The sequence below is a fragment of the Streptosporangium canum genome (assembly GCF_900113865.1).
Lineage (GTDB): Bacteria > Actinomycetota > Actinomycetes > Streptosporangiales > Streptosporangiaceae > Streptosporangium > Streptosporangium canum.
The window spans coordinates 110,198-131,920 of the sequence record NZ_FOQY01000016.1; the positions used below are offsets into that span (position 1 = coordinate 110,198).

Annotated in this window: 23 protein-coding genes; 15 read left to right on the plus strand and 8 right to left on the minus strand. The window is 72.4% G+C overall.

What is annotated here, in order from left to right; genetic code table 11:
* Nucleotides 1-148 precede the first annotated feature (148 nt).
* The 5 genes from BM085_RS23395 to BM085_RS23415 all read left to right on the plus strand — a co-directional run bounded on the left by BM085_RS23395 (nucleotide 149) and on the right by BM085_RS23415 (nucleotide 5,121).
* Nucleotides 149-865: a response regulator gene (locus BM085_RS23395; protein WP_093889065.1), complete on the plus strand. Its 717-nt coding sequence runs from the start codon at nucleotides 149-151 to the stop codon at nucleotides 863-865.
* Between the two features lie 108 nt (nucleotides 866-973).
* Nucleotides 974-2,002 (plus strand): glycerophosphodiester phosphodiesterase family protein, encoded by a 1,029-nt coding sequence (locus tag BM085_RS23400; protein WP_093889066.1) that lies wholly within the window; start codon nucleotides 974-976, stop codon nucleotides 2,000-2,002.
* Nucleotides 2,003-2,403: 401 nt separating this feature from the next.
* Nucleotides 2,404-3,873, plus strand: coding sequence for an MFS transporter (locus BM085_RS23405; protein WP_093889067.1), 1,470 nt, complete (start codon nucleotides 2,404-2,406; stop codon nucleotides 3,871-3,873).
* Between the two features lie 316 nt (nucleotides 3,874-4,189).
* Complete coding sequence (locus BM085_RS23410) at nucleotides 4,190-4,840, plus strand: RNA polymerase sigma factor (protein ID WP_037934604.1); 651 nt, start codon at nucleotides 4,190-4,192, stop codon at nucleotides 4,838-4,840.
* Between the two features lie 41 nt (nucleotides 4,841-4,881).
* Nucleotides 4,882-5,121, plus strand: a complete 240-nt coding sequence (locus BM085_RS23415; RefSeq protein WP_093889134.1) for a zf-HC2 domain-containing protein — start codon at nucleotides 4,882-4,884, stop codon at nucleotides 5,119-5,121.
* Here BM085_RS23415 and BM085_RS47455 read toward each other — a convergent pair.
* The gene (locus BM085_RS47455) at nucleotides 5,086-5,520 is read right to left on the minus strand and encodes an anti-sigma factor family protein (RefSeq protein ID WP_425443277.1); all 435 of its coding nucleotides are present in this window, start codon (nucleotides 5,518-5,520) and stop codon (nucleotides 5,086-5,088) included. The two genes, BM085_RS23415 and BM085_RS47455, sit on opposite strands and share 36 nt — an antisense overlap.
* Between BM085_RS47455 and egtA the strand changes: the two genes are divergently transcribed.
* From egtA to BM085_RS23455, 7 genes are all read left to right on the plus strand, one after another.
* A complete protein-coding gene (gene egtA, locus BM085_RS23425; RefSeq protein WP_093889069.1) occupies nucleotides 5,495-6,721 on the plus strand; it encodes an ergothioneine biosynthesis glutamate--cysteine ligase EgtA in 1,227 nt (408 codons plus the stop codon). The genes BM085_RS47455 and egtA overlap by 26 nt on opposite strands.
* Complete coding sequence (gene egtB / locus BM085_RS23430) at nucleotides 6,718-8,019, plus strand: ergothioneine biosynthesis protein EgtB (RefSeq protein WP_093889070.1); 1,302 nt, start codon at nucleotides 6,718-6,720, stop codon at nucleotides 8,017-8,019. The genes egtA and egtB overlap by 4 nt, the downstream gene beginning before the upstream one ends.
* Complete coding sequence (gene egtC, locus BM085_RS23435) at nucleotides 8,020-8,724, plus strand: ergothioneine biosynthesis protein EgtC (RefSeq protein ID WP_093889071.1); 705 nt, start codon at nucleotides 8,020-8,022, stop codon at nucleotides 8,722-8,724.
* 197 nt (nucleotides 8,725-8,921) lie between these two features.
* Nucleotides 8,922-9,902 (plus strand): L-histidine N(alpha)-methyltransferase, encoded by a 981-nt coding sequence (gene egtD, locus BM085_RS23440; protein WP_093889072.1) that lies wholly within the window; start codon nucleotides 8,922-8,924, stop codon nucleotides 9,900-9,902.
* Nucleotides 9,899-10,309, plus strand: coding sequence for a hypothetical protein (locus BM085_RS23445; RefSeq protein ID WP_245789598.1), 411 nt, complete (start codon nucleotides 9,899-9,901; stop codon nucleotides 10,307-10,309). Before egtD ends, BM085_RS23445 begins: the two co-directional genes overlap by 4 nt.
* An 80-nt stretch (nucleotides 10,310-10,389) precedes the next feature.
* Entirely contained in the window at nucleotides 10,390-10,998 is a 609-nt protein-coding gene (locus tag BM085_RS23450; RefSeq protein WP_093889073.1) for a hypothetical protein, read from the plus strand.
* A 71-nt stretch (nucleotides 10,999-11,069) separates the two neighbouring features.
* Nucleotides 11,070-12,239, plus strand: coding sequence for a sensor histidine kinase (locus BM085_RS23455; protein ID WP_093889135.1), 1,170 nt, complete (start codon nucleotides 11,070-11,072; stop codon nucleotides 12,237-12,239).
* Nucleotides 12,240-12,432: 193 nt separating this feature from the next.
* Here BM085_RS23455 and BM085_RS47210 read toward each other — a convergent pair whose 3' ends face one another.
* Nucleotides 12,433-13,281 (minus strand): winged helix-turn-helix transcriptional regulator, encoded by an 849-nt coding sequence (locus tag BM085_RS47210; RefSeq protein ID WP_218158806.1) that lies wholly within the window; start codon nucleotides 13,279-13,281, stop codon nucleotides 12,433-12,435.
* Nucleotides 13,282-13,414: 133 nt separating this feature from the next.
* Here BM085_RS47210 and BM085_RS23465 point away from each other — a divergent pair, with 133 nt between their 5' ends.
* Complete coding sequence (locus BM085_RS23465) at nucleotides 13,415-14,368, plus strand: ornithine cyclodeaminase family protein (protein ID WP_093889074.1); 954 nt, start codon at nucleotides 13,415-13,417, stop codon at nucleotides 14,366-14,368.
* A gap of 130 nt (nucleotides 14,369-14,498) precedes the next feature.
* Here BM085_RS23465 and BM085_RS23470 read toward each other — a convergent pair whose 3' ends face one another.
* Nucleotides 14,499-14,702 (minus strand): carboxylesterase family protein, encoded by a 204-nt coding sequence (locus tag BM085_RS23470; protein WP_093889075.1) that lies wholly within the window; start codon nucleotides 14,700-14,702, stop codon nucleotides 14,499-14,501.
* 362 nt (nucleotides 14,703-15,064) lie between these two features.
* Between BM085_RS23470 and BM085_RS23475 the strand changes: the two genes are divergently transcribed.
* A complete protein-coding gene (locus BM085_RS23475) occupies nucleotides 15,065-15,571 on the plus strand; it encodes an SRPBCC family protein (protein WP_093889076.1) in 507 nt (168 codons plus the stop codon).
* Between the two features lie 35 nt (nucleotides 15,572-15,606).
* Entirely contained in the window at nucleotides 15,607-16,311 is a 705-nt protein-coding gene (locus BM085_RS23480) for a DUF899 domain-containing protein (protein ID WP_093889077.1), read from the plus strand.
* A gap of 174 nt (nucleotides 16,312-16,485) precedes the next feature.
* Here the strand turns inward: BM085_RS23480 and BM085_RS23485 are convergent, their stop codons facing one another.
* The 5 genes from BM085_RS23485 to BM085_RS23505 form a co-directional block, all read right to left on the minus strand.
* Nucleotides 16,486-17,907, minus strand: coding sequence for an alkaline phosphatase PhoX (locus BM085_RS23485; RefSeq protein ID WP_245789600.1), 1,422 nt, complete (start codon nucleotides 17,905-17,907; stop codon nucleotides 16,486-16,488).
* 218 nt (nucleotides 17,908-18,125) lie between these two features.
* Nucleotides 18,126-19,331 (minus strand): ABC transporter permease, encoded by a 1,206-nt coding sequence (locus tag BM085_RS23490; RefSeq protein ID WP_093889078.1) that lies wholly within the window; start codon nucleotides 19,329-19,331, stop codon nucleotides 18,126-18,128.
* A complete protein-coding gene (locus BM085_RS23495) occupies nucleotides 19,331-20,023 on the minus strand; it encodes an ABC transporter ATP-binding protein (RefSeq protein WP_093889079.1) in 693 nt (230 codons plus the stop codon). Before BM085_RS23495 ends, BM085_RS23490 begins: the two co-directional genes overlap by 1 nt.
* The gene (locus BM085_RS23500; protein ID WP_093889080.1) at nucleotides 20,020-21,171 is read right to left on the minus strand and encodes an efflux RND transporter periplasmic adaptor subunit; all 1,152 of its coding nucleotides are present in this window, start codon (nucleotides 21,169-21,171) and stop codon (nucleotides 20,020-20,022) included. The genes BM085_RS23495 and BM085_RS23500 overlap by 4 nt, the downstream gene beginning before the upstream one ends.
* Entirely contained in the window at nucleotides 21,168-21,716 is a 549-nt protein-coding gene (locus BM085_RS23505; RefSeq protein ID WP_093889081.1) for a hypothetical protein, read from the minus strand. Before BM085_RS23505 ends, BM085_RS23500 begins: the two co-directional genes overlap by 4 nt.
* Nucleotides 21,717-21,723 lie beyond the last annotated feature (7 nt).

Sequence of the window (21,723 nt, forward strand, 5' to 3'; positions counted from 1 at the left end):
CGCACCGATATGCCGGCGGACCCGCGCCCATCGCACCGCACCGATATGCCGGCGGACCCGCGCCCGTCGCACCGCACCGCACCGATATGTCGGCAACTTCGCCTTGCTCCCCGCCATCATGGCCCCGCCTCGACATAGCATCGGGCAGATGATCCGGTTAGTCATCGTCGACGATCACGCGCTGGTCCGGGAGGGTCTGTCCCTCATCCTCGGCGGCGAGCCGGACATCGACGTGGTCGGGCAGTTACCGGACGGGCCGGCGCTGCTCGATTTCCTCGATCGCACGCAGGATCCCATCGACGTCGTCCTGCTGGATCTGTACCTGCCCGGGACAGACGGTACGCGAGTGCTGTCCATGCTCCGCGGCCGGTTTCCGGAACTCCGTACACGAGTGCTGATACTGACCGCGGTGGGCCGCGTGGCGGACATCCAGCGGGCGCTCGCCGCGGGGGCGGACGGCTTCGTGCTCAAGGACGCCACCGGTGCCGAGGTGGCCGCCGCGGTGCGGGGAGCGCACGGCGGGGTCACCACCCTCAGCGCCACGGCGGCCGAGGTGCTGTGGCCCCGGGGGCGGAGCGGGACCGGCCCCGGCCGTCCGGCCGCGCCCGCCGGTCCTCCCCGGACCCCCGACACCGGCGCCGGATCCGCGGCCGGCGGGGCCGGAGCGCTGACCAGGAGGGAGCGGGAGATCCTCGACCTGCTCGGGCGGGGAATGGCGAACCAGGACATCGCCCGCACCCTCGACCTCGCCGAGCGCACGGTGAAGACGCACGTCAGCAACGTGCTGGCGAAGCTGCAGGTGTCCAGCCGCACTCAGGCGGCCCTGCTCGCCCGCGACCTGCCCCGAATCATCGACCTGCCCTGAAGACCTGCCCTAAAGACGTACCGCGGCTACGTCCTTCGCCGCTTCCCCGGCCCCGCCCGCACGACGATCCTGGCAGTCCTGTCACTGCCATCGGGAAGACCCTCGTCCATGCCCCTGCCCGTCCTCCGCCCGCCCCGGCGGCCCCTCAGATCCGTCAGACGCCGACACGTCCTCGCCGTCCTGCTGGCGGGCCTGATCGTCGCCGTCTACGTCGGCAACAGCTCATGGCTCGCCGGCACCGACAGCGGCAGGCCGCTCCTCCTGGCCCACCGGGGCCTGGCGCAGACCTTCGACTTCGCCGGCATCACCAACGACACCTGTACGGCGGAGCGCATCCACCGGCCGGAGCACCCTTACCTGGAGAACACCCTCGACTCGATGCGGGCTGCCTTCGACGCGGGCGCCGACGTCGTCGAGTTCGACGTCCAGATGACCCGGGACGGCCGGATAGCCGTGTTCCACGACGCCACGCTCGAATGCCGGACCGACGGGACGGGCACCGTACGCGAGCACACGCTCGCCGAGCTGCGCCGCCTCGACGCCGGGTTCCGCTACACCTCCGACGGAGGCGCCAGCCACCCGTTCCGGGGCAAGGGCGTGGGCCTCATCCCCGCCATCGAGGATGTCATGGCCGCGTTCGGCGGGCGGGAGCTGCTCATCCACATCAAGAGCAACGAGCCGGCCGACGGCGAGCGGCTCGCCGGCTACCTCGCCACGCTGCCCGGCTCCTGGCTCCCCACGCTCACCGTGTACGGCGGCGACGCACCGGTGGCCGCGCTGGCCGGACGGCTGCCCCGGGTCCGGGTGATGTCGAAGGCCATCATGAAGAGCTGCCTGATCCACTACCTCGCGACGGGCTGGACCGGCCACGTGCCAGGCGCCTGTGACAACCGGGAGCTCCATATCCCCGAGGGGTACGGGCCGTGGCTGTGGGGATGGCCGCACACGTTCGTCGGCCGTATGCGCGACCACGGCACCCGGGTGATCGTCGTCGCGGGTTCCGGCGACTTCTCGGAGGGCTTCGACAGTGCCGGTGACCTGAACCGGCTGCCCGGCGGCTACTCCGGCGGCGTCTGGACCAACCGGATCGACGTCGTCGCCCCCCTCCTCAAGGGTCCCGGTCCCCGGGTCCGCTGACCGTCAAGGGCCGTTGCCTTCTCGGACCGCCCCCGCTCCTCCCGCCCCCTCATCCCCTCATCCCCCGGCGATCGTCCGGAGCCGCCCCTCCACTCCACGGACCGCCGGACGGGGACACCCGGGCCCCGTCACGATTCACGGCCGCGACCCGAGTTCCGTTACGGCGGGCGGCCGCAGTCCGGGTTCCGTTACGGTTTGGGGCGCGGCAACGGTTCCGTCACGGCCTCTGCGACGCAACCGTGGCCGCCCTCGGTATCCGGGCGGTGAGTCGGTGACTTCAAAGTGCCGTCTTCCACCGCCACTCGCGGGTGTCGCATGATGCGTCTACTTACAAGAGGGAACCGACAGGTCGTAAGAGAACCGGCCCGGCCCCTCCTGCTATCGCATCAAGGAGCCATCCCGTGTCCACACCGCAGTCCCCGGCACTCGACGGCGGCACCGGCCGTATGAGCGGCCGCGCCTGGGCCGTGCTGTTCGTGCTGTGCGGCGCCATTTTCCTGGAAGGCATCGACGTGGCGATGCTGAACGTGGCCCTGCCGTCGATCCGATCCGACCTGGGCATGACCACCGGCGCGGTGAGCTGGGTGATGAGTGCCTACGTGCTCGGCTACGGCGGTTTCATGCTCCTGGGAGGGCGGACCGCCGACCTGCTGGGCCGGCGGCGGATGTTCCTGTTCTGGCTCGTCGTCTTCCTCGCCTTCTCCGGCCTGGGCGGGGTGGCGAGCGAGGGATGGGTCCTGATCGTCGCCCGTTTCGTGACAGGCGTGGCCGCCGCGTTCATGGCGCCCGCCGGTCTGGCCATCATCACGACGGGCTTCGCCGAAGGCCGGCAGCGCAACAAGGCCCTGCTGGTCTACGCGGGGACGGCCGCGGCCGGCTTCTCGCTCGGGCTCGTCGTCGGAGGGCTGCTGACCGCGATCAACTGGCGATGGGTGTTCTTCGCCCCGGTCATCATGGCGTCCGTCATCCTCCTGGCCGCCCTCTTCCTCATCCCGGCCGAGAGCCGTCCGGCGCGCTCCTCCCAGGGCTTCGACCTGGCCGGGGCCGCCAGCGTGACGGGAGCGATGCTCCTGCTCGTCTTCGCGGTCGTCAGCCTTGAGGATCCCGGTGCCGGATGGGGCCGGGCGGCCGCCGCCCTCGCCGGCGGCCTGGCGCTGCTGGCCGCCTTCGTGGCGATCGAGCGGCGGTCGGCCGCACCGCTGGTGCGCCTGGGCATGCTGCGTTCGGGCCCGCTCGTGCGCGCCAACCTCGGCGCGATGCTGTTCGCCGGCTCGTTCTTCGGCTTCCAGTTCATCGCCGTGTTCTACCTGCAGGAGCTCCGGGGCTGGTCGTCGCTGGAGACGAGCCTCGCCCTCCTGGCCGTCGGCGTCGACGCCGTGCTCGCGCCCACCGTCACGCCGCGGCTCGTGAGCCGTTTCGGTAACGTCCGGGTGATCTTCGGCGGCATGCTCCTCGCCGCCGCGGCCTACGCCCTGTTCCTGCCGATGGGGCTCGACTGGACCTACGCGGCCATGTTCCCCACCATGATCATGCTTGGCCTCGCCTTCGCCCTGGCCTACGGGCCGCTCACCATCGCCGCCACGGACGGCGTCGCGGAAGAGGAGCAGGGGCTCGCCGGCGGCCTGCTGTACACGTCGTTCCAGTTCGGCTCGGCGCTCGGCCTGTCGGCGGTGACCGCCGTCAACGCCGCGGCGGCCGGCGCCGGCGGCTCGCCCGAGGCTGGGCTTGACGGCTTCCGCGCGGCACTGATCGTGCCGCTTGTCGCGGTCGTCCTCGGCGCGGCCGTCACCGCGTCCGGCCTGGGCAGACGGCGCACGACGGCCGCCGGCGCCCCTCGCGAGGCGCTGGAGGTCGCCGAGGCGTCGCGTTAGGGCCCGCCTCCGGCGTCCGGGATCTCCCGTGACCGGCCTTCCCGACGTCCGGGACCTCCCATGACCGGCCTTCCCGACGTCCGAGATTCCGGCGACCGACCTGCCCGTACGGCGTAACGAACGGGCACGGTCCCGGAACTGTGCAGGGAGGAGAGCGAGGTCAGCCGGCGGCCCGGACCGGGAGGAGAAGGTGTCGGCCCAGTTCAGGGCGGGAATCCTCTATCTCCTGGACCGGTCGCGCTCGGGAGCGCTTCAGCGGAGAGGACGCGCCACGACGTCATGAATGTCCCAGATGTCCTATCAGGAGGAGACAATCGTGGAGTCCTTCACCGGCGGTAGGCTGCCGCCGGACGATGTCGTCGTGGCGGCCCTGCGCGCCGGCGACGAAGCGATGTTCGCGACGCTGCTGGACACCTGGTCACGAGGGATGCTGTGGCTGGCCCGCACGCACGTGTCCACCAACGACTCGGCGGAAGAGATCGTGCAGGACACCTGGCTGGCGGTCGTCAGGGGGATCGGGGGCTTTGAGGGACGCTCGTCGGTCAAGACCTGGGTCTACCGGATCCTGGTCAACACGGCCAAGAAGCGAGGCATGCGCGAGAACCGCACGGTCCCGTGGAGCAGCGTCTTCGAGCAGGAGAGACCGACCGTCGACCGCTCGCGTTTCCAGGGCGTGGACGACCCCCTCCCCGGACACTGGAAAGAGCTCCCCGCGGCCTGGCCGACCCCGGAGGGCGAGGTGCTCGCCGCGGAGGTGCGCGGCCGGATCGCGGCGGCCCTGGCGGAGCTGCCGCCCCGGCAGCGGGCGGTGATCACACTCCGCGACGTGGAGGGGTGCACGTCCGAGGAAGTCTGCGAGATCCTGGAGATCTCCGCGGCCAACCAGCGCGTGCTGCTGCACCGCGCCCGCGCGTCGGTGCGCGGGCAGTTGGAGGACTATTTCGAGACGGCGAGGCGGTCGGCGTAGTGGAATCGGTTCAGCATCGAGACGGTAAGGCGGTCAGCGCCGTGAAGCGGTTCACCTGTGACGAGGTGGTGGAACTCGTGACCGTCTACATGGAGGGTGAGCTCGACGAGCCCACGGGCTACCGGTTCGAGGAGCATCTCGGCGGCTGCGAGGGCTGCGAGCGCTACCTCGGCCAGTTCCGCGCCACCGTCGCCACCCTGGGCGACCTGCGGCCCGACGGCCTGGCCGGCGACACGCGCGAGGGGCTACTGTCCGCCTTCCGCGACTGGCGGCGTCCCTGAGCCGAGGAAGGCCCCGCACAACCTCCTGAGCACCCGATCCGGAATGCCGTCGGCCCCGAGACAGCCGAGGGCCCTGATCGTCGCCCGCATCTGCTCCAGATGGAGCGAACACTCGGCGCATCCGGCCAGGTGGGCCTCGAAGCGTCGCCGCCGCTCGGCGGAGAGCGCCCCTTCGAGATAGTCGGTGACAAGCTCCGTGATCTCACGGCAGCCGGCCGACCTCCCGGATCGAGGTCCCGCTCGCGTCATTCCCACCTGTGCCTCATGTGACGTAGTGCTGCTTGAGGAGCGATCCGTTACACGCCGCCCTCTCTGTAACGCTTGCGCGCCTGGCGGGTCTATAGATCCATACGCGCCGGGCGAAGGGGGCACGATGACCGATCTGGCCGCCGAGGACATGGTGATCCGGGACACCTCGGATGTGGCGGACTTCGCGCGAGGCTGCTTCCACGGCTCCGCCGGGGACCAGGTGGGAGTCGAGCTGGAGTTCCTGGTCTTCGACCGTACGTCTCCCGACTGCCACGTCCCGCTGGCCAAGGTCGCCGAGGCCCTGCCGCCGCTGCCCGGCGGGAGCCGGGTGACCTTCGAGCCGGGCGGCCAGCTCGAACTCTCCGGTCCGGCGGGCCCGTTGCCGGAGGCCGTCGCCCGCCTCGCCGCCGACGTGGACGCCGCCCGCGCGGCCCTGCGGGAGGCGGGCCTGGTGCTGGCGGGAGTGGGCCTCGACCCGGTACGGCCGGCACGACGGCAGCTCCGCCTGCCCCGCTACGAGGCGATGGCGGAGTTCCTCGGCACGCCGTACGGGGCCCTGATGATGTGCTCGACGGCGTCGATCCAGGTCAACCTGGACCTGGGCGACAGGCCGGCGGTGCGGTGGGAACGCGCGCACCTGCTGGGGCCCGTCCTGATGGCGGCCTTCGCCAACTCGCCGCTCAGCGGCGGCCGGCCGTGCGGGTGGATGTCCGGCCGCCAGGCGGTGTGGGAGAACCTGGACCGCACGCGGACGGCCCCCGTCCCCGCGACCGGCGACCCGGCCGCGGCCTGGGCGGAGTACCTGCTCGACGCCCGGCTCATGCTCGTGCGCGAGAACGGCGACCGGTATCGGACCGTCCGCGACGGCTCGACCTTCCGCGACTGGCTGACCGCGCCCGCGCGCCCGCTGACCCTGGCGGACCTGGCCTACCACGCCACGACGACCTTCCCTCCGGTACGGCCGCGCGGCTGGCTGGAGATCCGCTACCTCGACGCCCAGCGCCCGGCGGACTGGCCGGTGTGCGTGGCGGTCACCCACGCCCTGGTGATGGACGACCGCGCGGCCGAGACGGCGATCGCCGCCGCCGAGCCGTACGCGGGGATGTGGCCGGGGGCGGCGCGCCACGGGCTGGCGGAGCCGCGGCTGAGGAAGGCCGCCGAGACCTGTTTCCGGGCCGCCCTCGCCGCGCTGCCGCGCCTGGGCGTGAGCGCGGGCCTGATCCGCGAGGTGGCCGCGTTCGCCGACCGTCACGTGACATCCGGCCGCTCTCCGGCCGCGGACCTGCTGGAGCTGGCGAAAGGGCCGCCACGACGCCTGTCGGCCTGGCTGACCGAGGAAGGACGGGGATGAACGACTTCAAGGAACGGATCGCCGCCGAGCTGGTCGCGGTGCGGAACCGGTCGCTGGCCTACACCGAAGCCGAGGACGACCTGCTGGTCAGGCAGCATTCGCCGTTGATGTCGCCGCTGGTGTGGGACCTGGCGCACGTGGGCAACTACGAGGAGCTGTGGGTGCTGCGGGAGGCCGGCGGGATCACCCCGCTCCGCCCCGAGATCGACGACCTGTACGACGCGTTCAAGCACCCGCGCAAGGACCGTCCGAGCCTGCCCATCCTGGGACCGGGCGAAGCGCGCCGCTACATCGGAGGCGTGCGCGGCCGGGTGCTGGACGTCCTGGACGCGATCGACCCGGACGGCCCCGACCCCCTGCACCGGGACGCCTTCGTCTTCGGCCTGGTCATCCAGCACGAGCACCAGCACGACGAGACGATGCTCGCCACCCTGCAGCTGTCGAGGGAGCCGGGCCTGGTCCGCGACGGCGACCTGCCGCCCGGCGGGTCCGCGGGCGCCGAGGAGGTGTTCGTCCCGGCGGGCCCCTTCCTGATGGGCACCGGCACCCAGCCGTGGGCCTACGACAACGAGCGCCCCGCCCACCGGGTCGACCTGCCCGCCTACTGGATCGACAGGCTCCCCGTCGGCAACCTCGCCTACGCCGCCTTCATCGACGACGGCGGCTACGACGACCCGCGCTGGTGGACCCCGGAGGGATGGCACTGGCGGCAGGAGAGCCACGCCTGCGCCCCGCTGTTCTGGACCAGGGACGGCGGCACCTGGTGGCGCACCCGCTTCGGCCGGCCCGAGCCCGTGCCCATGGACGAGCCCGTCCAGCACGTGTGCTGGTACGAGGCCGACGCCTACGCCCGCTGGGCGGGCAGGCGGCTGCCCACCGAGGCGGAGTGGGAGAAGGCCTGCGGCTGGGACCCCTCCGCCGGGCGGGCGCGGAAGTATCCGTGGGGCGACGACGACCCCGGACCCGGCCGGGCGAACCTCGGGCACCGGGCGGCGCGGCCCGCCCCGCTGGGCGCCTTCCCCGCCGGGGCGAGCGCCTACGGCGTCGAGCAGATGATCGGCGACGTGTGGGAGTGGACCGCCTCCCTCTTCCTGCCCTACCCCGGCTTCCGCAGCTTCCCCTACCGCGAGTACAGCGAGGTCTTCTTCGGCAAGGACTACCGGGTGCTGCGCGGCGGATCCTGGGCGGCCGACCCGGCCGCGGTCCGCACGACGTTCAGGAACTGGGACCACCCGATCCGCCGGCAGATCTTCTCCGGCTTCCGCTGCGCCCGCTCGGCCACCCCGGAGCAGGCGTAGATGTGCCGCCACGCCGCCTGGCTGGGCGCTCCCCGCACCCTCGCCTCGCTGATCCACGAGCCCGAGTACGGCCTGCTCCAGCAGTCCTACGCCCCGCGCCTGCAGCGCTACGGCACGATCAACGCCGACGGCTTCGGCATGGGCTGGTACGACGCCGCCCGCGCCGAACCGGTCCGCTACCGCCGTACGGTCCCCATCTGGGCCGACGCCAACCTGCCCGCCCTCGCACAGGTCAGCCGCTCGGGCTGCCTGCTGGCCGCCGTACGGTCGGCGACCGTCGGCATGCCGATCGAGGAGACCGCGACCGCGCCCTTCACCGACGGGCGCTGGCTGCTCAGCCACAACGGCCGCGTCGAGCGGGAGGCGGTACGGGAGCTGGCCGACGACGCGGAGAGCTCCTGCGACTCCGCGTGGCTCGCCGCCGCGGTGTTCGTACGGCGGCGCGCGGGCCACCCGCTCGGCGACGCCCTGGCGGAGGTCGTCGCCCACGCCGGGGCGAAGGACCCCGGAGCCCGGCTGAACCTGCTCGCCTGCGACGGCGCGTCGATCGCCGCGACGGTCTGGGGCGACACCCTCCACCTCCATCTCGACGACGGCGTGCTCGTGGCGAGCGAGCCGCTGGACGACCGGCCCGGCTGGCAGGCCGTACCGGACCGGAACCTGGTTCTCGCCTCTCCCGACGGCGTGCGCGTCCAGCCACTGTGACCGGGCGGAGCACGACCACTGGAGAACACCTGGAGAACACCTGGAGAACACCGCACCCCGGTCACGGACCGACGAGCCGCCAGGCGAGGAGGACCGTGGACGAGCGGAGCGAGACCACCGGAGAACACAGCACCCCGGTCACGGACCGACGAGCCGCCAGGCGAGGAGGACCGTGACCCATCGACCCAGGAGGCCCCGTGTCCGTCAGCCAGTCAGCCGTACACCTGGTCAACCATCTCGGCCACGACTACCTGCGCCAGGCACTTGAGAACGACGTCCGCACCGGGCTGACGTCCAGGCCCAAGTGGCTGCCGCCCAAATGGTTCTACGACGCGGCGGGCAGCGATCTGTTCTCCCAGATCACCCGGCTGCCGGAGTACTATCCCACCCGCCGCGAGCTGTCCATCCTGCGCAGGGAGGCCCTCGACATCGCCACGCGCAGCGGCGCGGACACCCTGGTCGAGCTCGGCTCGGGGACCAGTGAGAAGACCGTCCTGCTGCTCGACGCCCTCTCCTCGACGGGGACACTGCGCACCTACACGCCGGTGGACGTCGACGCGGTCACCCTCGGCGACGCCGCGCGGCGGCTCACCGCCCGCTACCCCGGCCTGACCGTACAGGCGGTCTGCGCCGACTTCGAGCACCATCTGGCGCTGCTGCCGCGGGAGGGGCGGCGTATGGTGGCCTTCCTCGGCGGCACCATCGGCAACCTCGACCCGGCGGCGCGCGAGGTGTTCCTCAAGGAGCTGCGCGGCACCCTCCGGCCCGGCGACACCTTCCTGCTCGGAGCCGACCTGGTCAAGGACACCGGGCGGCTGGTCGCGGCCTACGACGACGCGGCCGGGGTGACCGCCGCCTTCAACCGGAACGTCCTGCGCGTGGTCAACCGGGAGCTGGACGCCGACTTCGAGCCCGACGCGTTCGAGCACGTCGCGATCTACGACGCGCGGCACGACTGGATCGAGATGCGGCTGCGCGCGAGCCGGGCCATGCGCGTGCGGGTCGGCGGCCTCGACCTGACCGTCTCCTTCGCCGCCGGGGAGGAGACGCGCACCGAGATCAGCGCCAAGTTCCGCCCCGAGGGCCTGCGCGGGGAGCTGGCCGCGGCCGGATTCACGGTGAGCCGCCACTACACCGATCCGACCGGGGACTTCAGCCTCGTCCTGGCCCGCGCGTGATCGCTGAGAGCCGGCGGGCGGCGCGGTCCTCCGTGCCGCCCGGCCACCTCGACGCCGCCGGATGCAACGTCCCCGGCGATCGGACACTCGACGCCGTCGTCGGACACCTCCGGCACGAGCGCGAGGTGGGTGGCTACCGGGCGGTCCCGGACCTCCACGCGTCCAGGGCCGCGCCGGCCGCCCTGGTCGGCGCCGGCGCGGACGACGTCGCCCTCCTGGAGAGCGGGACGGCCGCGATGGCGGCGCTGCTGGGCGGATGGCCGCTCCCACCGGGCAGCCGTGTCGGCGTCACGCGCGCCGAGTACGGCAGCACGCTCATGCTGCTGTACCGCGGCCCGGCTCCGCGACCGGGGGCCGGCCGCATCGCCGGTACGGGGGATATCCGTTCCCCCTCGCCGGGGAGATGAGGATCGCTCTGCCCGGCGATCACTTCCGAGCTGGAAAAACCCAGGATTGAGGCACACGCCGACCGCCTGGAGCCCTTGATATGAACCCCCGCTTCGCATTCGTCGCCGCGCCCCTGCTCGTCCTGGCCTACGGAGTCATCCGCATCCTCGACGGCCTCGACGGCAGCAGAGGCCCCGGCCTCGCCTGGACCACCGGCCACCTGGCATTCCTCGCCGCCCTGGCCCTGTTCGTCCCCATCTTCTGGGAGATGCGGCGGATGGCGGGCCGCGACGCCCTGTCCACGGTGAGCGCCGTGATGGGCTCCGTCGGCATCCTGGCCGCCTCCGCGCAGTTCGTCATCGACATCGTGGTCGGGTTCCTCTCCGCCGACCACGCGGCGATGGGCGTCCTGTTCGACCGGATCCAGGCCGTCCCGGGTGTCTCCTTCGCGATCTACGACGGCGGCCCCTACCTCTTCTACCTCGGTCAGCTCGCCCTCGTCGTCCAGCTCGCCGTGATCGGCCGCGTCAAGGCCTGGACGCCGGTGCTGGTCCTGATCGACCTCGTCCTCCCGATCGTCGACCGCGACTTCATCCCGCTCGGGGCGATCTTCCTGCTCGTCTCCTTCGTCCCCCTCGCCCGCGGGATCGCGCCCACGGCCAAGCCCGTCGCCGCCCACGCCGCCCGACGTGCCGCCACCCACGCGTGAGCAGGCCGGGGCTCCGGCAGAGGCCACCCTCCGGTATCGGGGCGCTCCGAGAGGGAGCAAGATTGGGCACCGTGTTCGATCTGCCGTTCATCGCCCAGTTACGCAGCCGACTGCGAGCCCTTCCCCCCTGGTGGGGGGATGTGGCGGTCACCTCCCTGGTGATGGTCGCGCAACTGTGGCCGTTCCTGGCCCACGACAACCCCCACCCCACGTCCTGGCACTGGTGGGGGTACGCGGTCGTGATCGCCGCCGTGGCACCGCTGCTCTGGCGCCGCCGGGCGCCTCTGACCGTGCTGGCCGTCACCCTCGCGGCGACCTCCATGTACGACCTCGTCGACAACGTGCCCTCGCAGCCGGTCTGGTACGCCGGGATGATCGCGATCTACACCGTCGCCGTGTACTCCTCTCCTTGGCCCCGCCTGCTCATGCTCGTCATCACGATCGGCGGCGGACTGTTGCTGGTCGGCTCGTCCGAGACCGCGCTGCGCGGCACCGTGCTGTTCGTCGCCGCGTACGCGGGCGGCAGGGCCGTCTCCGTCTCCCGCGCCTACGCGGCGGTCCTGGAGGAGCGGGCCGCCGAACGGGAGCGCGAGCACCGGGTCGAGGCGGAGCGGGCCGCCGAGCGGGAGCGGGCCAGGATCGCACGCGACATGCACGACATCCTGGCCCACGCCGTGAGCATCATGGTGGTCCAGGCCGAGGCGGGACCCGTGGTGATCAGAAGTGATCCGGCCAAGGCCGAGGCGGCCTTCGACGCGATCGCCGCCTCCGGGCGCGAGGCGATGGTCCAGCTCCGGCGGCTGCTGGGCGTGCTCAAGGAGGAGGAGGGCCCCCGCGCGCCGCAACCGACCATCGGCGACCTGTCCACACTGGCCGGCCAGGTCACGGGCACCGGGCTCGACGTGGCCTACAGCACCCTGGGGGAGCCCCGGCCGCTCCCTCCCGACGTCGAGGTCGCCGCCTACCGGATCACCCAGGAGGCGCTGACCAACGTCGTCAAACACGCGGGCGCCTCCTACGCCGACATCCGCCTCCGCTGGGAGGACGACGCTCTGACGATCGACGTCACCGACGACGGCCTCGGGTCCGGGCTCGCCCTGCCGCCGGGCGGCAACGGCCTGATCGGCATCCGGGAGCGCGCCGCCGCCTGCGGTGGCACCGCGACCGCGGGACGCCGCGCCGACGGGCCGGGGTTCCGGGTGTCGGTACGGCTGCCGCTGGCCGCCGAGGCGGCCCGATGACCGGCGGATCGCATGACCGTCAAGGCCACGGCGCCTGTCCGCCGGGCTCGCGCGGCCGTGCGACCCCGGCGGGCCGCGTTCACCGCCTGAGACCCGCACGCCCGCGAGCCGTACCTCGGGAACATGTGCTCCCCGGAGCCCGGCTCCTGAGACCCGTACGCCGACGGGCGGCACGCCCGCCCGCCGGGGGGGATCAGCCCTGGCCGGGGGCGCCGGCGCGGGAGCGTCGGCGATGCGCCTTCTGCCGGCAGGCCGTACCGCAGAACCGGGCGGGCCGGCCCGTGCGGGCAAGGTGGATGGGGGTGCCGCACGTCTCGCAGCGGGGCATGGTCGCACCGGCCCGGCTCCCGTCACCACCCACGGCCACGGCCCGTGCCCCGTCATCACCCGTGACTGCCGTCGGGGTGCCGTTACGGCTCGCGGCCGGAGTGCCGTTACGGCTCGCGGCCCGAGCTCCGTCCCGGCCTGCGGCCAGGGTTCCGTTACGGCCCGCGGACAGGGTTCCGTTACGGCCGACGGCAGCGGTTCCGTTACGTACCGGGGCCACGGGCCGGGCCCCGGTACGGCCGGCCGCCATGGTTTCACGGCTCACCGGAAGCGGCGCGACCGGCGCGGCGGGGGCGACGTCGGCACGGGCGTCGTAGTCGGCGCGGGCGGCGGCGATCTCGTTCTGGTGCTTCTCCGTCCACATGACGAGCGACTGGATCGTGTCGTGCAGGGTCACCCCCAGAGGCGTGAGCTCGTAGTCCACGCGGGGAGGCACGACGGGATGAACGGTGCGGCGCACCAGGCCGTCACGCTCAAGCTGGCGCAACGTCACGGTCAGCATGCGCTGGCTGATGCCGTCGACCTCACGGCTCAGCTCGGTGAAGCGCAGGACGCGCCGGTCCAGCAGAGCGATCACCAGCAGCGACCACTTGTCCGCCACCCGATCGAGGATCTGGCGGACCTCGCAGTCCTCCCTGGTGTCCCACTGGCGGGCGTCGTAGTCGCCCTCGACATTTGGGCAGTTGGCCGGTGACTTCGAAATGCCTTCTTCCATCGCCACTCATGCTGCCGCATGATGCCCTTACTTACAAGAGGGAACCGACATGCCCCGAGAGCCCCCTCTCGGACAGCCCGGCCCCCGCGGCACCGGTCCCGGTGGGCCGGCGCACGGATGGGAAGATCGTCCTGTGACGCTGCTGCTCTCCCGCTCCGACCTGGAGCGCCTACTCGATGTGGATGCGTGTCTCACAGCCCTTGAACAGGGGTTCGTCGCCGCGCCCCCGACTGTCGGACCTCAGCGGATCCGTACGGACCTGCCCGGTCCGGGCACGGCCACCGCGCTCATCCCGGGACTGGTCGAAGGGGTCCCCGCCTACACGGTCAAGGTCAACGCCAAGTTCCCCGGCGCGCGGCCCGCGCTGCGCGGCGTCGTCTGCCTGCACGATCTCGAAAGCGGCGAGCTGCTGGCGCTGGTGGACTCGGCGACCGTGACGGCGTGGCGGACAGGACTCGCGGCGGCGCTCGGCACACACGTGCTCGCCCGTCCCGGCGCCGCCACGGTCGCGGTCGTCGGCGCCGGAGCCCAGGCCGAGCTCGTCATGCGGGGCCTGGCGGCGCTCCGGCCGCTGGACCGCCTGGTGGTCGCCGATCTCGACGCCCGGCGGGCGGCGGACTTCGCCGAGCGTCATGCCGCCGTCTCGGGCACCGGCTGCGACGTGGTCTCCGACGCGGCCGTGGCGGCGGGCAGCGCGGAGATCGTCGTGCTCGCCACCTGGTCCCGCGAGCCCCTGCTCCACGCCGAGGACGTCGGCGCGGGCGTGCACGTCACCTCCCTGGGCGCCGACGAGCCCGGCAAGTCCGAGCTCGCCGCCGGCCTGCTCCGGGCCGGCCGCGTCATCGTCGACGACGTGCCCCTGGCGGTCGCGATGGGTGCGCTGGGCAACGTGGGTCTCACCGCGGACGACGCGGCGGGCACGCTGGCTCAGGTGCTGCGGGGCGAGGTGCCCGGCCGTCGCGACGACGACGAGATCACCGTCTACGCGCCAGTCGGGTTGCCCTGGCAGGACCTGGCGCTCGCCTGGGTCGCCTACCGCCGCGCCCTGGACAGCGGCGCGGGCCTTGAGTTCGAGTTTCTCGGCTGACCTGCCGTCCCGCCCGCCGTACGGGCACGCGGATCCTCAGCGACCCGTGGTGCGGACGTGCGGGTCCTTGTCGAAGTGCATCACGGCCCTGCGGGCACGATACTCCGGCCAGCCGGGTATCCCATGGTGATCAGGGTCTCCCGTATGCGCGAAAGCGGCCCACGCGTGTTTCACGGCCACGGCCGGCGAACCTGCGCTCGCCCACCGGCGCCGCGCCGTACGGAATCCCGCCGAACCTGGTGACCCCGCCGGTACGGCGGCCACGCACCGCGCCGGCGGCCGTCTCGACCACCGGGTCGTGTGACGAGGTCATCGAGCTCGCCTCTGCCGGCATCGGCGGCTACGCGATCGGGACACCCGGCGATCCTCTCGACAGCGTCCGCCGCTCCACCTGGCTGACGTCCTCCTCTGCCCCTGTGACAGGGCGTAGATCTTCGTGAGCCGTTCCGGCGACGCGGCGTACGGGATCAAATCACCCGTCCGTCTCGTGTCGCCTACGGCGAAGACTGCCAGACGGTGCCGGAGCCTGTCTTCTCCGAGCGTGCTGTCCACATCGCGGCATGCGCCCTCTTTCACCTCCGCTGGATCAAAGGTAGGGGGTGCAACCTCTGTCCATGGGCGGGCCGATCGTTCATCGTAGGAGTCGATCGACGATCGAGGCACCGCCCGGCGTGCCGTGAGCTTGCGGAGGTTGGCATGGAGGACTACGGCATCACCGGTGCCGGGGTGGACCTGGAGATCACCGTCGGCGTGCCGCCGGAGCGGCTGTGGGACCTCATCACGGCCGTGCCGCGCATCGGCGAGTGGAGCCCGGAGTGCGAGGAGGGGGCCTGGATCGGCAGCGACGCCCCGGCGGTGCGGGAGGGCCGGCGGTTCCAGGGGCGCAACCGCCGGGAGGGCAGGGTATGGACGGTGACATGCGTGATCACCGAGGTGGACCGCCCGCGCACCTTCGCCTGGGTGGTGCTCGACCGTGACGAGAACCCGGACCGCCCCTCATCGAGGTGGCGCTACGAGCTGCAGCCGGGGGACTCGCCGGGGCAGACCCTGGTCCGTCACAGCTTCGTCCACGGCCCCGGCCAGAGCGGTCTGCGCGAGATGATCCAGGGCAACCCCGAGATCGCCTCGGTCATCCTCGACGTGCGCATGGGCGAGCTGCGCAAGCACATGACCGAGACCCTCGACGCGATGACGCGTCAGTGACCACGGCTCCTCGGTCCCACCCACAAGGAGCGCAGATGGATCTTCCGCAGGTCGTTTCCCGAGATGAGTGGCTGACCGCCCGCAAGGAGCTTCTCGCGAAGGAGAAGGAGTGCACCCGCATGCGGGACGTGGTCACCGAGGAACGCCGCGGGCTGCCCATGGTCAAGGTGGACAAGGACTACGTCTTCGACGGCCCGGGCGGCAAAGTGGATCTGCTCGAACTGTTCGACGGCCGCCGCCAGCTCATCGTCTACCACTTCATGTGGCTCTGGGACACCGACGAGGGCTGCGCGAGCTGCTCGCTCCTGGTCGACAACATCGGCCACCTGCCGCACCTGCACGCGCGCGACACCTCACTGGTCCTCGCCTCCCGCGCGCCGCTGGCCGGCATCGAGCGGTTCAAGGCGCGCATGGGCTGGACGGTGCCGTGGTACTCGTCGTACGGGAGCGACTTCAACTACGACTTCAACGCCACGATGGACGAGTCCGTCGCGCCCGTCGAGTACAACTACAAGGACAAGGCGACGCTCATGCGGGAGGGCCTGGCCTTCTTCGTGAAGGGTGACGGGCACGGAATGAGCGTCTTCCTGCGCGACGGCGACAGCGTGTTCCACACCTATTCGACCTACGGGCGGGGTGCCGATCTGCTGGTCGGCACGTACAACTACCTCGATCTGACACCACTCGGCCGGCAGAAGTACATCAACGAGTTCCTCCACCACGACAAGTACGACGTCTAGCCGCCCCTGCCGTGCGGGACCGCGGACCGCCGCCGAGCGCCCGCCCCCGCACGCCGCCGACCACCGCCCCGGACCGTCCGGCCGGTCCGGCAGCGCTGGTCTCCGGTACGGCGCCGCCCCCGCCCCCGCCGTCCGACGGCGCAGGGCGGAGTGGCGCCCGTGGTCACGCGACGGTCAGTGGTGGCCTCCGCCGGCGTTGCCCGGCCGGCCCCAGGGCCCGGTGATCGCGAACACGTAGCCCGGGCTCTGGATGTTGGCGAACAGGATCCTTCCGTCCTCGCTGAAGGTCGGGCCGGTGAACTCGCTGTCGTTGAGCTCGTTGCGGGCCATCGGGTAGGCCTTGCCCTGCTTGGTGACGCCGACCAGGTGGGAGAGCCCCTCGCCGTCCTCGGCCAGGATGATCCCGCCGTACGGCGAGACCGTGATGTTGTCCGGTCCGTCGTAGTCGGTGTCCTGCTCCGGGTCCGGGTTCACACCGAAGATCGTCTTAAGCGTGACCGTCTCCGACCTGGGGTCGTAGAACCACACCTGCCCGTCGTGTTCGTTGACGCTGCCGTCGTCGGTGCGGGCGAAGCTGGCGACGAAGTAGGCTCCGCCGTCGGCCCACCAGGCCCCCTCAAGCTTGCGGCTACGGGTCACCTGGTCGTCGGTGAACTGCTTGCGCACCGAAACGGTGGCGGCGTCGCGGTCGGGCACGTCAACCCATGTCACCTTGTACCGGGTGCCCGGCTGGGTGGCCTCCGAGAGGTCGGCGATGTGCTTGCTTCCCTTGGAGCAGCTCATGGCCTGCAGGGTGCCGGCGGTGTCGCCGCCCTGGCTGAGCGCGAGGGCCCGGAGCGCGCCCTTGCCGCCGCGGAAGCGCCTGGGCGGGGTCCAGCGGAAGTACAGCCCGAGCGGGCCGCCCGCGTCCTCCGTCTCGTAGATCGCGGAGGTGTGCGGGTCGACCGCGACGGCCTCGTGCGAGAACCTGCCCAGGAACTTCAACGGGACCGGGTCGAGGTTGGCCTCGCGGTCGAACGGGTCGACCTCGAAGACGTACCCGTGGTCCTTCTGGAACGCCCCGCCCGCGCGCTGCTCGGTCTCCTCGCAGGTCAACCAGGTGTCCCAGGGGGTGATGCCGCCCGCGCAGTTGTTGTGGGTGCCTGCCACGCTGACGTATTCGCGGATGCGGTTGCCCTGCCTGTCGACCTCGATGTTGGTGGTGCCGCCGCGCGCACCCGGGTCGTAGGTCAGGCCCGGCAGGGCGGGCACGCCGTAGGGCTCGTTGCCGCCGATCTCGTGGTTGTTGACCAGGACGGAGCCGTTCCGGCTGTGGAAGAACCCGGTGCCGTCGGCGTCGCTCGGCGTCGGCTCCCCCGTTTCGAGCAGCGTCTTCCCCGCCTGAGCGACGACCTTGTAGGAGAAGCCGCGCGGGAGCGCGAGCAGGCCGGCCGGGTCCGCGACGACGGGGCCGTAGCCGACCGCCGTGAGGCCGGACTGGGCGCTCTGGGCGGCGGCCGGGCCGGCGATCGCTTCGACGCTGCCGACGATGGCGATGCCCAGGCCGCCTACCGCCCCGGAACGGAGCAGATCACGACGGGAGATGGAGGAAGTCACAGGAGTACCTTTTCCATTACATATCGGTAGATATGACTGGACCCAAGCCCTCCGGTCTGAACGACTCCTCTCCCGGCGCGGGCACCGGAGTGAACACCCGAAAAACGATCGGCCTCGGCGCCGCCACCGGCCGTCCATCCGGCCCCATGGCGGGCCGGGCACGCCGGACGGACCGATCAAGGGCCGCCCGGCGCGGCGGACGGCCCCGATCGCCGGATCTACGTCGTGGCCAGCGCCTCCGTGGGGGCGAGGCGGGAGGCCCGGATCGCCGGGTAGAGGCCGGCCAGAGCACCGATGGCGAGGGTGGCGGCGACCCCGCCGAGCACAGCCCAGGGCGGGAGGACGGCCGGCCAGCCCTGGTACAGGGCGTACCCGGCGGTGACCGCGGTGCCCAGCAACGCGCCGCCGGTCCCGCCCAGGGCGGAGAGCAGAAGGGACTCGGCGAGGAACTGGGTGCGGATCTGACCTCGGGTCGCGCCCAGTGAGCGGCGCAGGCCGATCTCGGCCCGCCGTTCCAGCACCGAGATGACCATGGTGTTGGCCACCCCGACCCCGCCGACGAGCAGGGCCACCGCGCCCAGGCCGAGCAGCAGCCCGGTGAACGCCTCACCCGCGGCCTGCTTGGCGGCGAGCGCGTCCGAGGGGCGGGAGACCTCGACCTCGTTGGGCGCCTCCGGGTTGGCGGTGGCGCCGAGCACCGAACGGACCGACTCCACCCGGGACTCCTCGGAACGGGTGTAGACGGTGGTCGGACGCCCGTCGAAGCCCAGTTCGGACTCGGCCGCCGGCCAGCCCACCAGTGCCGCGGTGTCCAGCTCGGGGGCGAGCGGGGCCGGGGCGAGGACGCCGACCACGGTGAACCACTCGCCGCCGATCAGCACCTGCGTGCCGGGTCTGACCTGACCGATCCCGAGCCGCTCCGCGGCGGTAGCGCCGAGCACCGTCGCCGGGTAGGCGGCCGTCGCGGCGTTGAGCCAGGTACCGCTCCTGACCTCGGCGCCGATGGCGGCGCGCAGGTCGACGCGGGCGGCGTAGGCCGCGATCCCCTTGGTCTCCGCCGCGGGGACCTTGCCGGTCCGGTAGACCTTCGCGCCGTCGACGTGGCCGATCGCCGACACCGACTTCACCGGCCCGATCCGGCCCACCATCGCCTCGGCCTCGGCGGGCAGCCGGGCCTGCCCGCCGGCCATGGTCGTACCGGGCGAGACGGTGAGCAGGTTGGTGCCGAGCGAGGCGAGGGCGCGGTCGAGGTCGGCGCGGGAGGAAGAGGAGATGCCGACGACGGCGACCATCGCGGCGATGCCGATGGCGATGCCCAGCGCGGACAGGAAGGCCCGCGTCGGGCGGGTGCGCAGCCCCACCGCCCCGACCTTGATCACATCGCGCGGCCGCATCCGGGCCGGCCGCAGCGCGTCGGCGGCCATCAGCTCACCCCTGACACGGCGGCGTCGCGCCGCGCGGAGTCGGCCACCACCCGGCCGTCGCGCATCCGCACCTGGCGGGGCAGGGACGCGGCGATCTCCCGGTCGTGGGTGATGATCACAACGGTGGTGCCGGCGGCGTGCAGCTCGCGCATGAGCCGCATCACCCCGGCCCCGGAGGCGGAGTCGAGAGCGCCGGTCGGCTCGTCGGCGAGCAGCAGCGGAGGGTCGCCGGCCACGGCGCGCGCGACGGCGACACGCTGGCGTTCGCCGCCGGACAGCTCGTGCGGCTCGTGGTCCATCCGGTGGCCGAGGCCGACCCGCTCCAGCGCCGCCGCCGCGCGACGGCGCCGCTCGCCGGACCGCAGCCCGGAGTACAGGAGCCCGTCGGCCACGTTGTCCAGCGCCGCGGTGCCCGCGGCCAGGTGGAACTGCTGGAAGACGAAGCCGATGCGGCTCGCCCGCAGCGCGGACAGCTTGGCGTCGGAGAGCCGGCCCACGTCGTATCCGCCGATGCGCACGCTGCCCGAGGTGGGCCGGTCGAGGGTGCCGAGCACGTTCAGCATGGTCGACTTGCCGGAGCCGGACGGGCCCACGATGGCGACGAGCTCGCCGCCGCCGATGTGCAGCGAGACGCCGGCGAGCGCGGTGACACCGCCGGGATAGACCTTCGTCACGTCCGTCAGGGAGATCACTTCGGCATCCCCACGGTCGTGCCCTCGGCGATCCCGTCCCCGGATATCTCCACCTGGCCGCCGCTGAAAAGGCCGGTCCGGACGGGGACGTACGCCGAGGTGGCGCCCTTGACGACCTCCACTCCGAAGCCGCCCTCCTGCAGCGCCAGCAGCGCGGCGACCGGCACGGTGAGCACGTCCCTGCGCGTACCGGCGGTGAAGGAGACGTCCACCGAGGCCAGGGCGTAGGCGCCGACGGCCTTCTGGGCCTTCTTGCCCGGAAGCTCGACGACCACCTCGACCACAGTCCGCGCGTCTTCGCCCTGGCCGTCACCGGGGTCGATCACTGTGGTGACCTCGTCGACGCGGCCCTTGACCGTCGTGTCGTCGGGGAGCGTGACGGTGACCTTGGTGCCCTTTTCGGCCAGCCGCTGGTCGGCGGCGTCGAGCTCCACGGTGACGGCCCTGGTGGTGCCGGTGTAGGAGAGCACCTTGCCGCCGGGAACCGTCAGATCGCCCTTCCCTGCCTGGAGACTCTCCACGCGGACGGCGTGGGGAGCGAAGACCACCCGCCCGAGCTCGACGGTGCCCGTCTCGTCCAGGCCCCGGTCCTCCTGCCACCGCATGACCGCCTCCGCCGTGGCGTAGGTGTACTCCTCGTCCACCGTGAACCCGCGGTAGCCGAGCGCCTTCAGGTTCCTCTCCAACTGCTTGACGTCCGGCCCCTCGACGCCCTGCGTCAGCGCGCGGTAGGCGGGTAGTGAGCCGTACAACAGGGCCACCGGCCTGTCGTCCACCTCGTACAGCGCCCTGCCGCGGGTGATCCGGTCGCCGGTGCCGGGCAGGCGGGTGAGTGTGCCGGACAGCCGGCTGGTCGCGGTGGTCGCCGGGCCGTAGCCGAGCGCCCCGTCGGCGCTCTGGGTGTCGACGAGCGTCTGCCGGGTCACCCCGGCGGTCTTCGGCGGCAGCGCGCTCTCCGCCGCGCCGCCGGCCGGGCCGCCGCCGCCGAATCCCAGCGTGGCCGCGCCCGCCGCGCCGGCCGCGGCCACGGCGACGGCCGCGAGGACGATCCGCCTGCCGCGGCGCCGCCGCCGTCGCGGGCGCGCCTCCTCGGTGACCGTCCGATCCGTACGGTTCTCCTGGTCCTCCACGGCGGCTCCGTCCGTCACTGGTCCGCTCCGCCGCCCGGACCGTCCGGGCTGCCCGGGCCGCCCCGGAAGATGCCCTCGCACTGCTTCTGGGCCTTGGGGAAGTCCGGGTCCTCAGCGATCTTTTCGTTGATCCTGATCCCGCGCTGGCCCGCCGGGGGGTCGGCGAACTCCTCCACCCCGTTCTCCCGCATGCACGCGGCGAACTTGCGGCCTTTCTCCTCGGCCTCGGGATCCGCCTGCTTGGGGCCGTTCTCCATCGGGCTGTACTCCCGGCAGGCCTCCATGGCCTTCTCCGACTCCTTGCCCTTCTTCAGGGTGAGCCTCATGCCCTCACCCGGCTTGGGGTCCTCCATGTCGACGCCGTTCTCGCGCATGCACTGCGCGAACTTCACCCCCATCTCGCCCGGGCTCACGCTCTTGGCGGCCCCGGTGCCGTCCCCCGTCTTCGCTCCGCCCGCCGAGGCCACCGTGCCGCCGCCGTCGTCACCCGAGCCGCATCCGGCCAGGGGCAGGGTCAGCGCCAGCAGCAGTACCGCCAGGGTGTCGCGGGTCCGTGGTCGCATCGCGTCG

Bases quoted from the DNA above. Each gene is read 5' to 3' on its own strand.
- BM085_RS23395 (WP_093889065.1), top strand. From the start codon at position 149: ATGATCCGGTTAGTCATCGTCGACGATCACGCGCTGGTCCGGGAGGGT.
- BM085_RS23400 (WP_093889066.1), top strand. From the start codon at position 974: ATGCCCCTGCCCGTCCTCCGCCCGCCCCGGCGGCCCCTCAGATCCGTC.
- egtA (WP_093889069.1), top strand. From the start codon at position 5,495: ATGACCGATCTGGCCGCCGAGGACATGGTGATCCGGGACACCTCGGAT.
- BM085_RS47455 (WP_425443277.1), bottom strand. From the start codon at position 5,520: ATGTCCTCGGCGGCCAGATCGGTCATCGTGCCCCCTTCGCCCGGCGCG.
- egtB (WP_093889070.1), top strand. From the start codon at position 6,718: ATGAACGACTTCAAGGAACGGATCGCCGCCGAGCTGGTCGCGGTGCGG.
- egtC (WP_093889071.1), top strand. From the start codon at position 8,020: ATGTGCCGCCACGCCGCCTGGCTGGGCGCTCCCCGCACCCTCGCCTCG.
- BM085_RS23450 (WP_093889073.1), top strand. From the start codon at position 10,390: ATGAACCCCCGCTTCGCATTCGTCGCCGCGCCCCTGCTCGTCCTGGCC.
- BM085_RS47210 (WP_218158806.1), bottom strand. From the start codon at position 13,281: ATGGAAGAAGGCATTTCGAAGTCACCGGCCAACTGCCCAAATGTCGAG.
- BM085_RS23470 (WP_093889075.1), bottom strand. From the start codon at position 14,702: ATGCCGGCAGAGGCGAGCTCGATGACCTCGTCACACGACCCGGTGGTC.
- BM085_RS23475 (WP_093889076.1), top strand. From the start codon at position 15,065: ATGGAGGACTACGGCATCACCGGTGCCGGGGTGGACCTGGAGATCACC.
- BM085_RS23480 (WP_093889077.1), top strand. From the start codon at position 15,607: ATGGATCTTCCGCAGGTCGTTTCCCGAGATGAGTGGCTGACCGCCCGC.
- BM085_RS23490 (WP_093889078.1), bottom strand. From the start codon at position 19,331: ATGGCCGCCGACGCGCTGCGGCCGGCCCGGATGCGGCCGCGCGATGTG.
- BM085_RS23505 (WP_093889081.1), bottom strand. From the start codon at position 21,716: ATGCGACCACGGACCCGCGACACCCTGGCGGTACTGCTGCTGGCGCTG.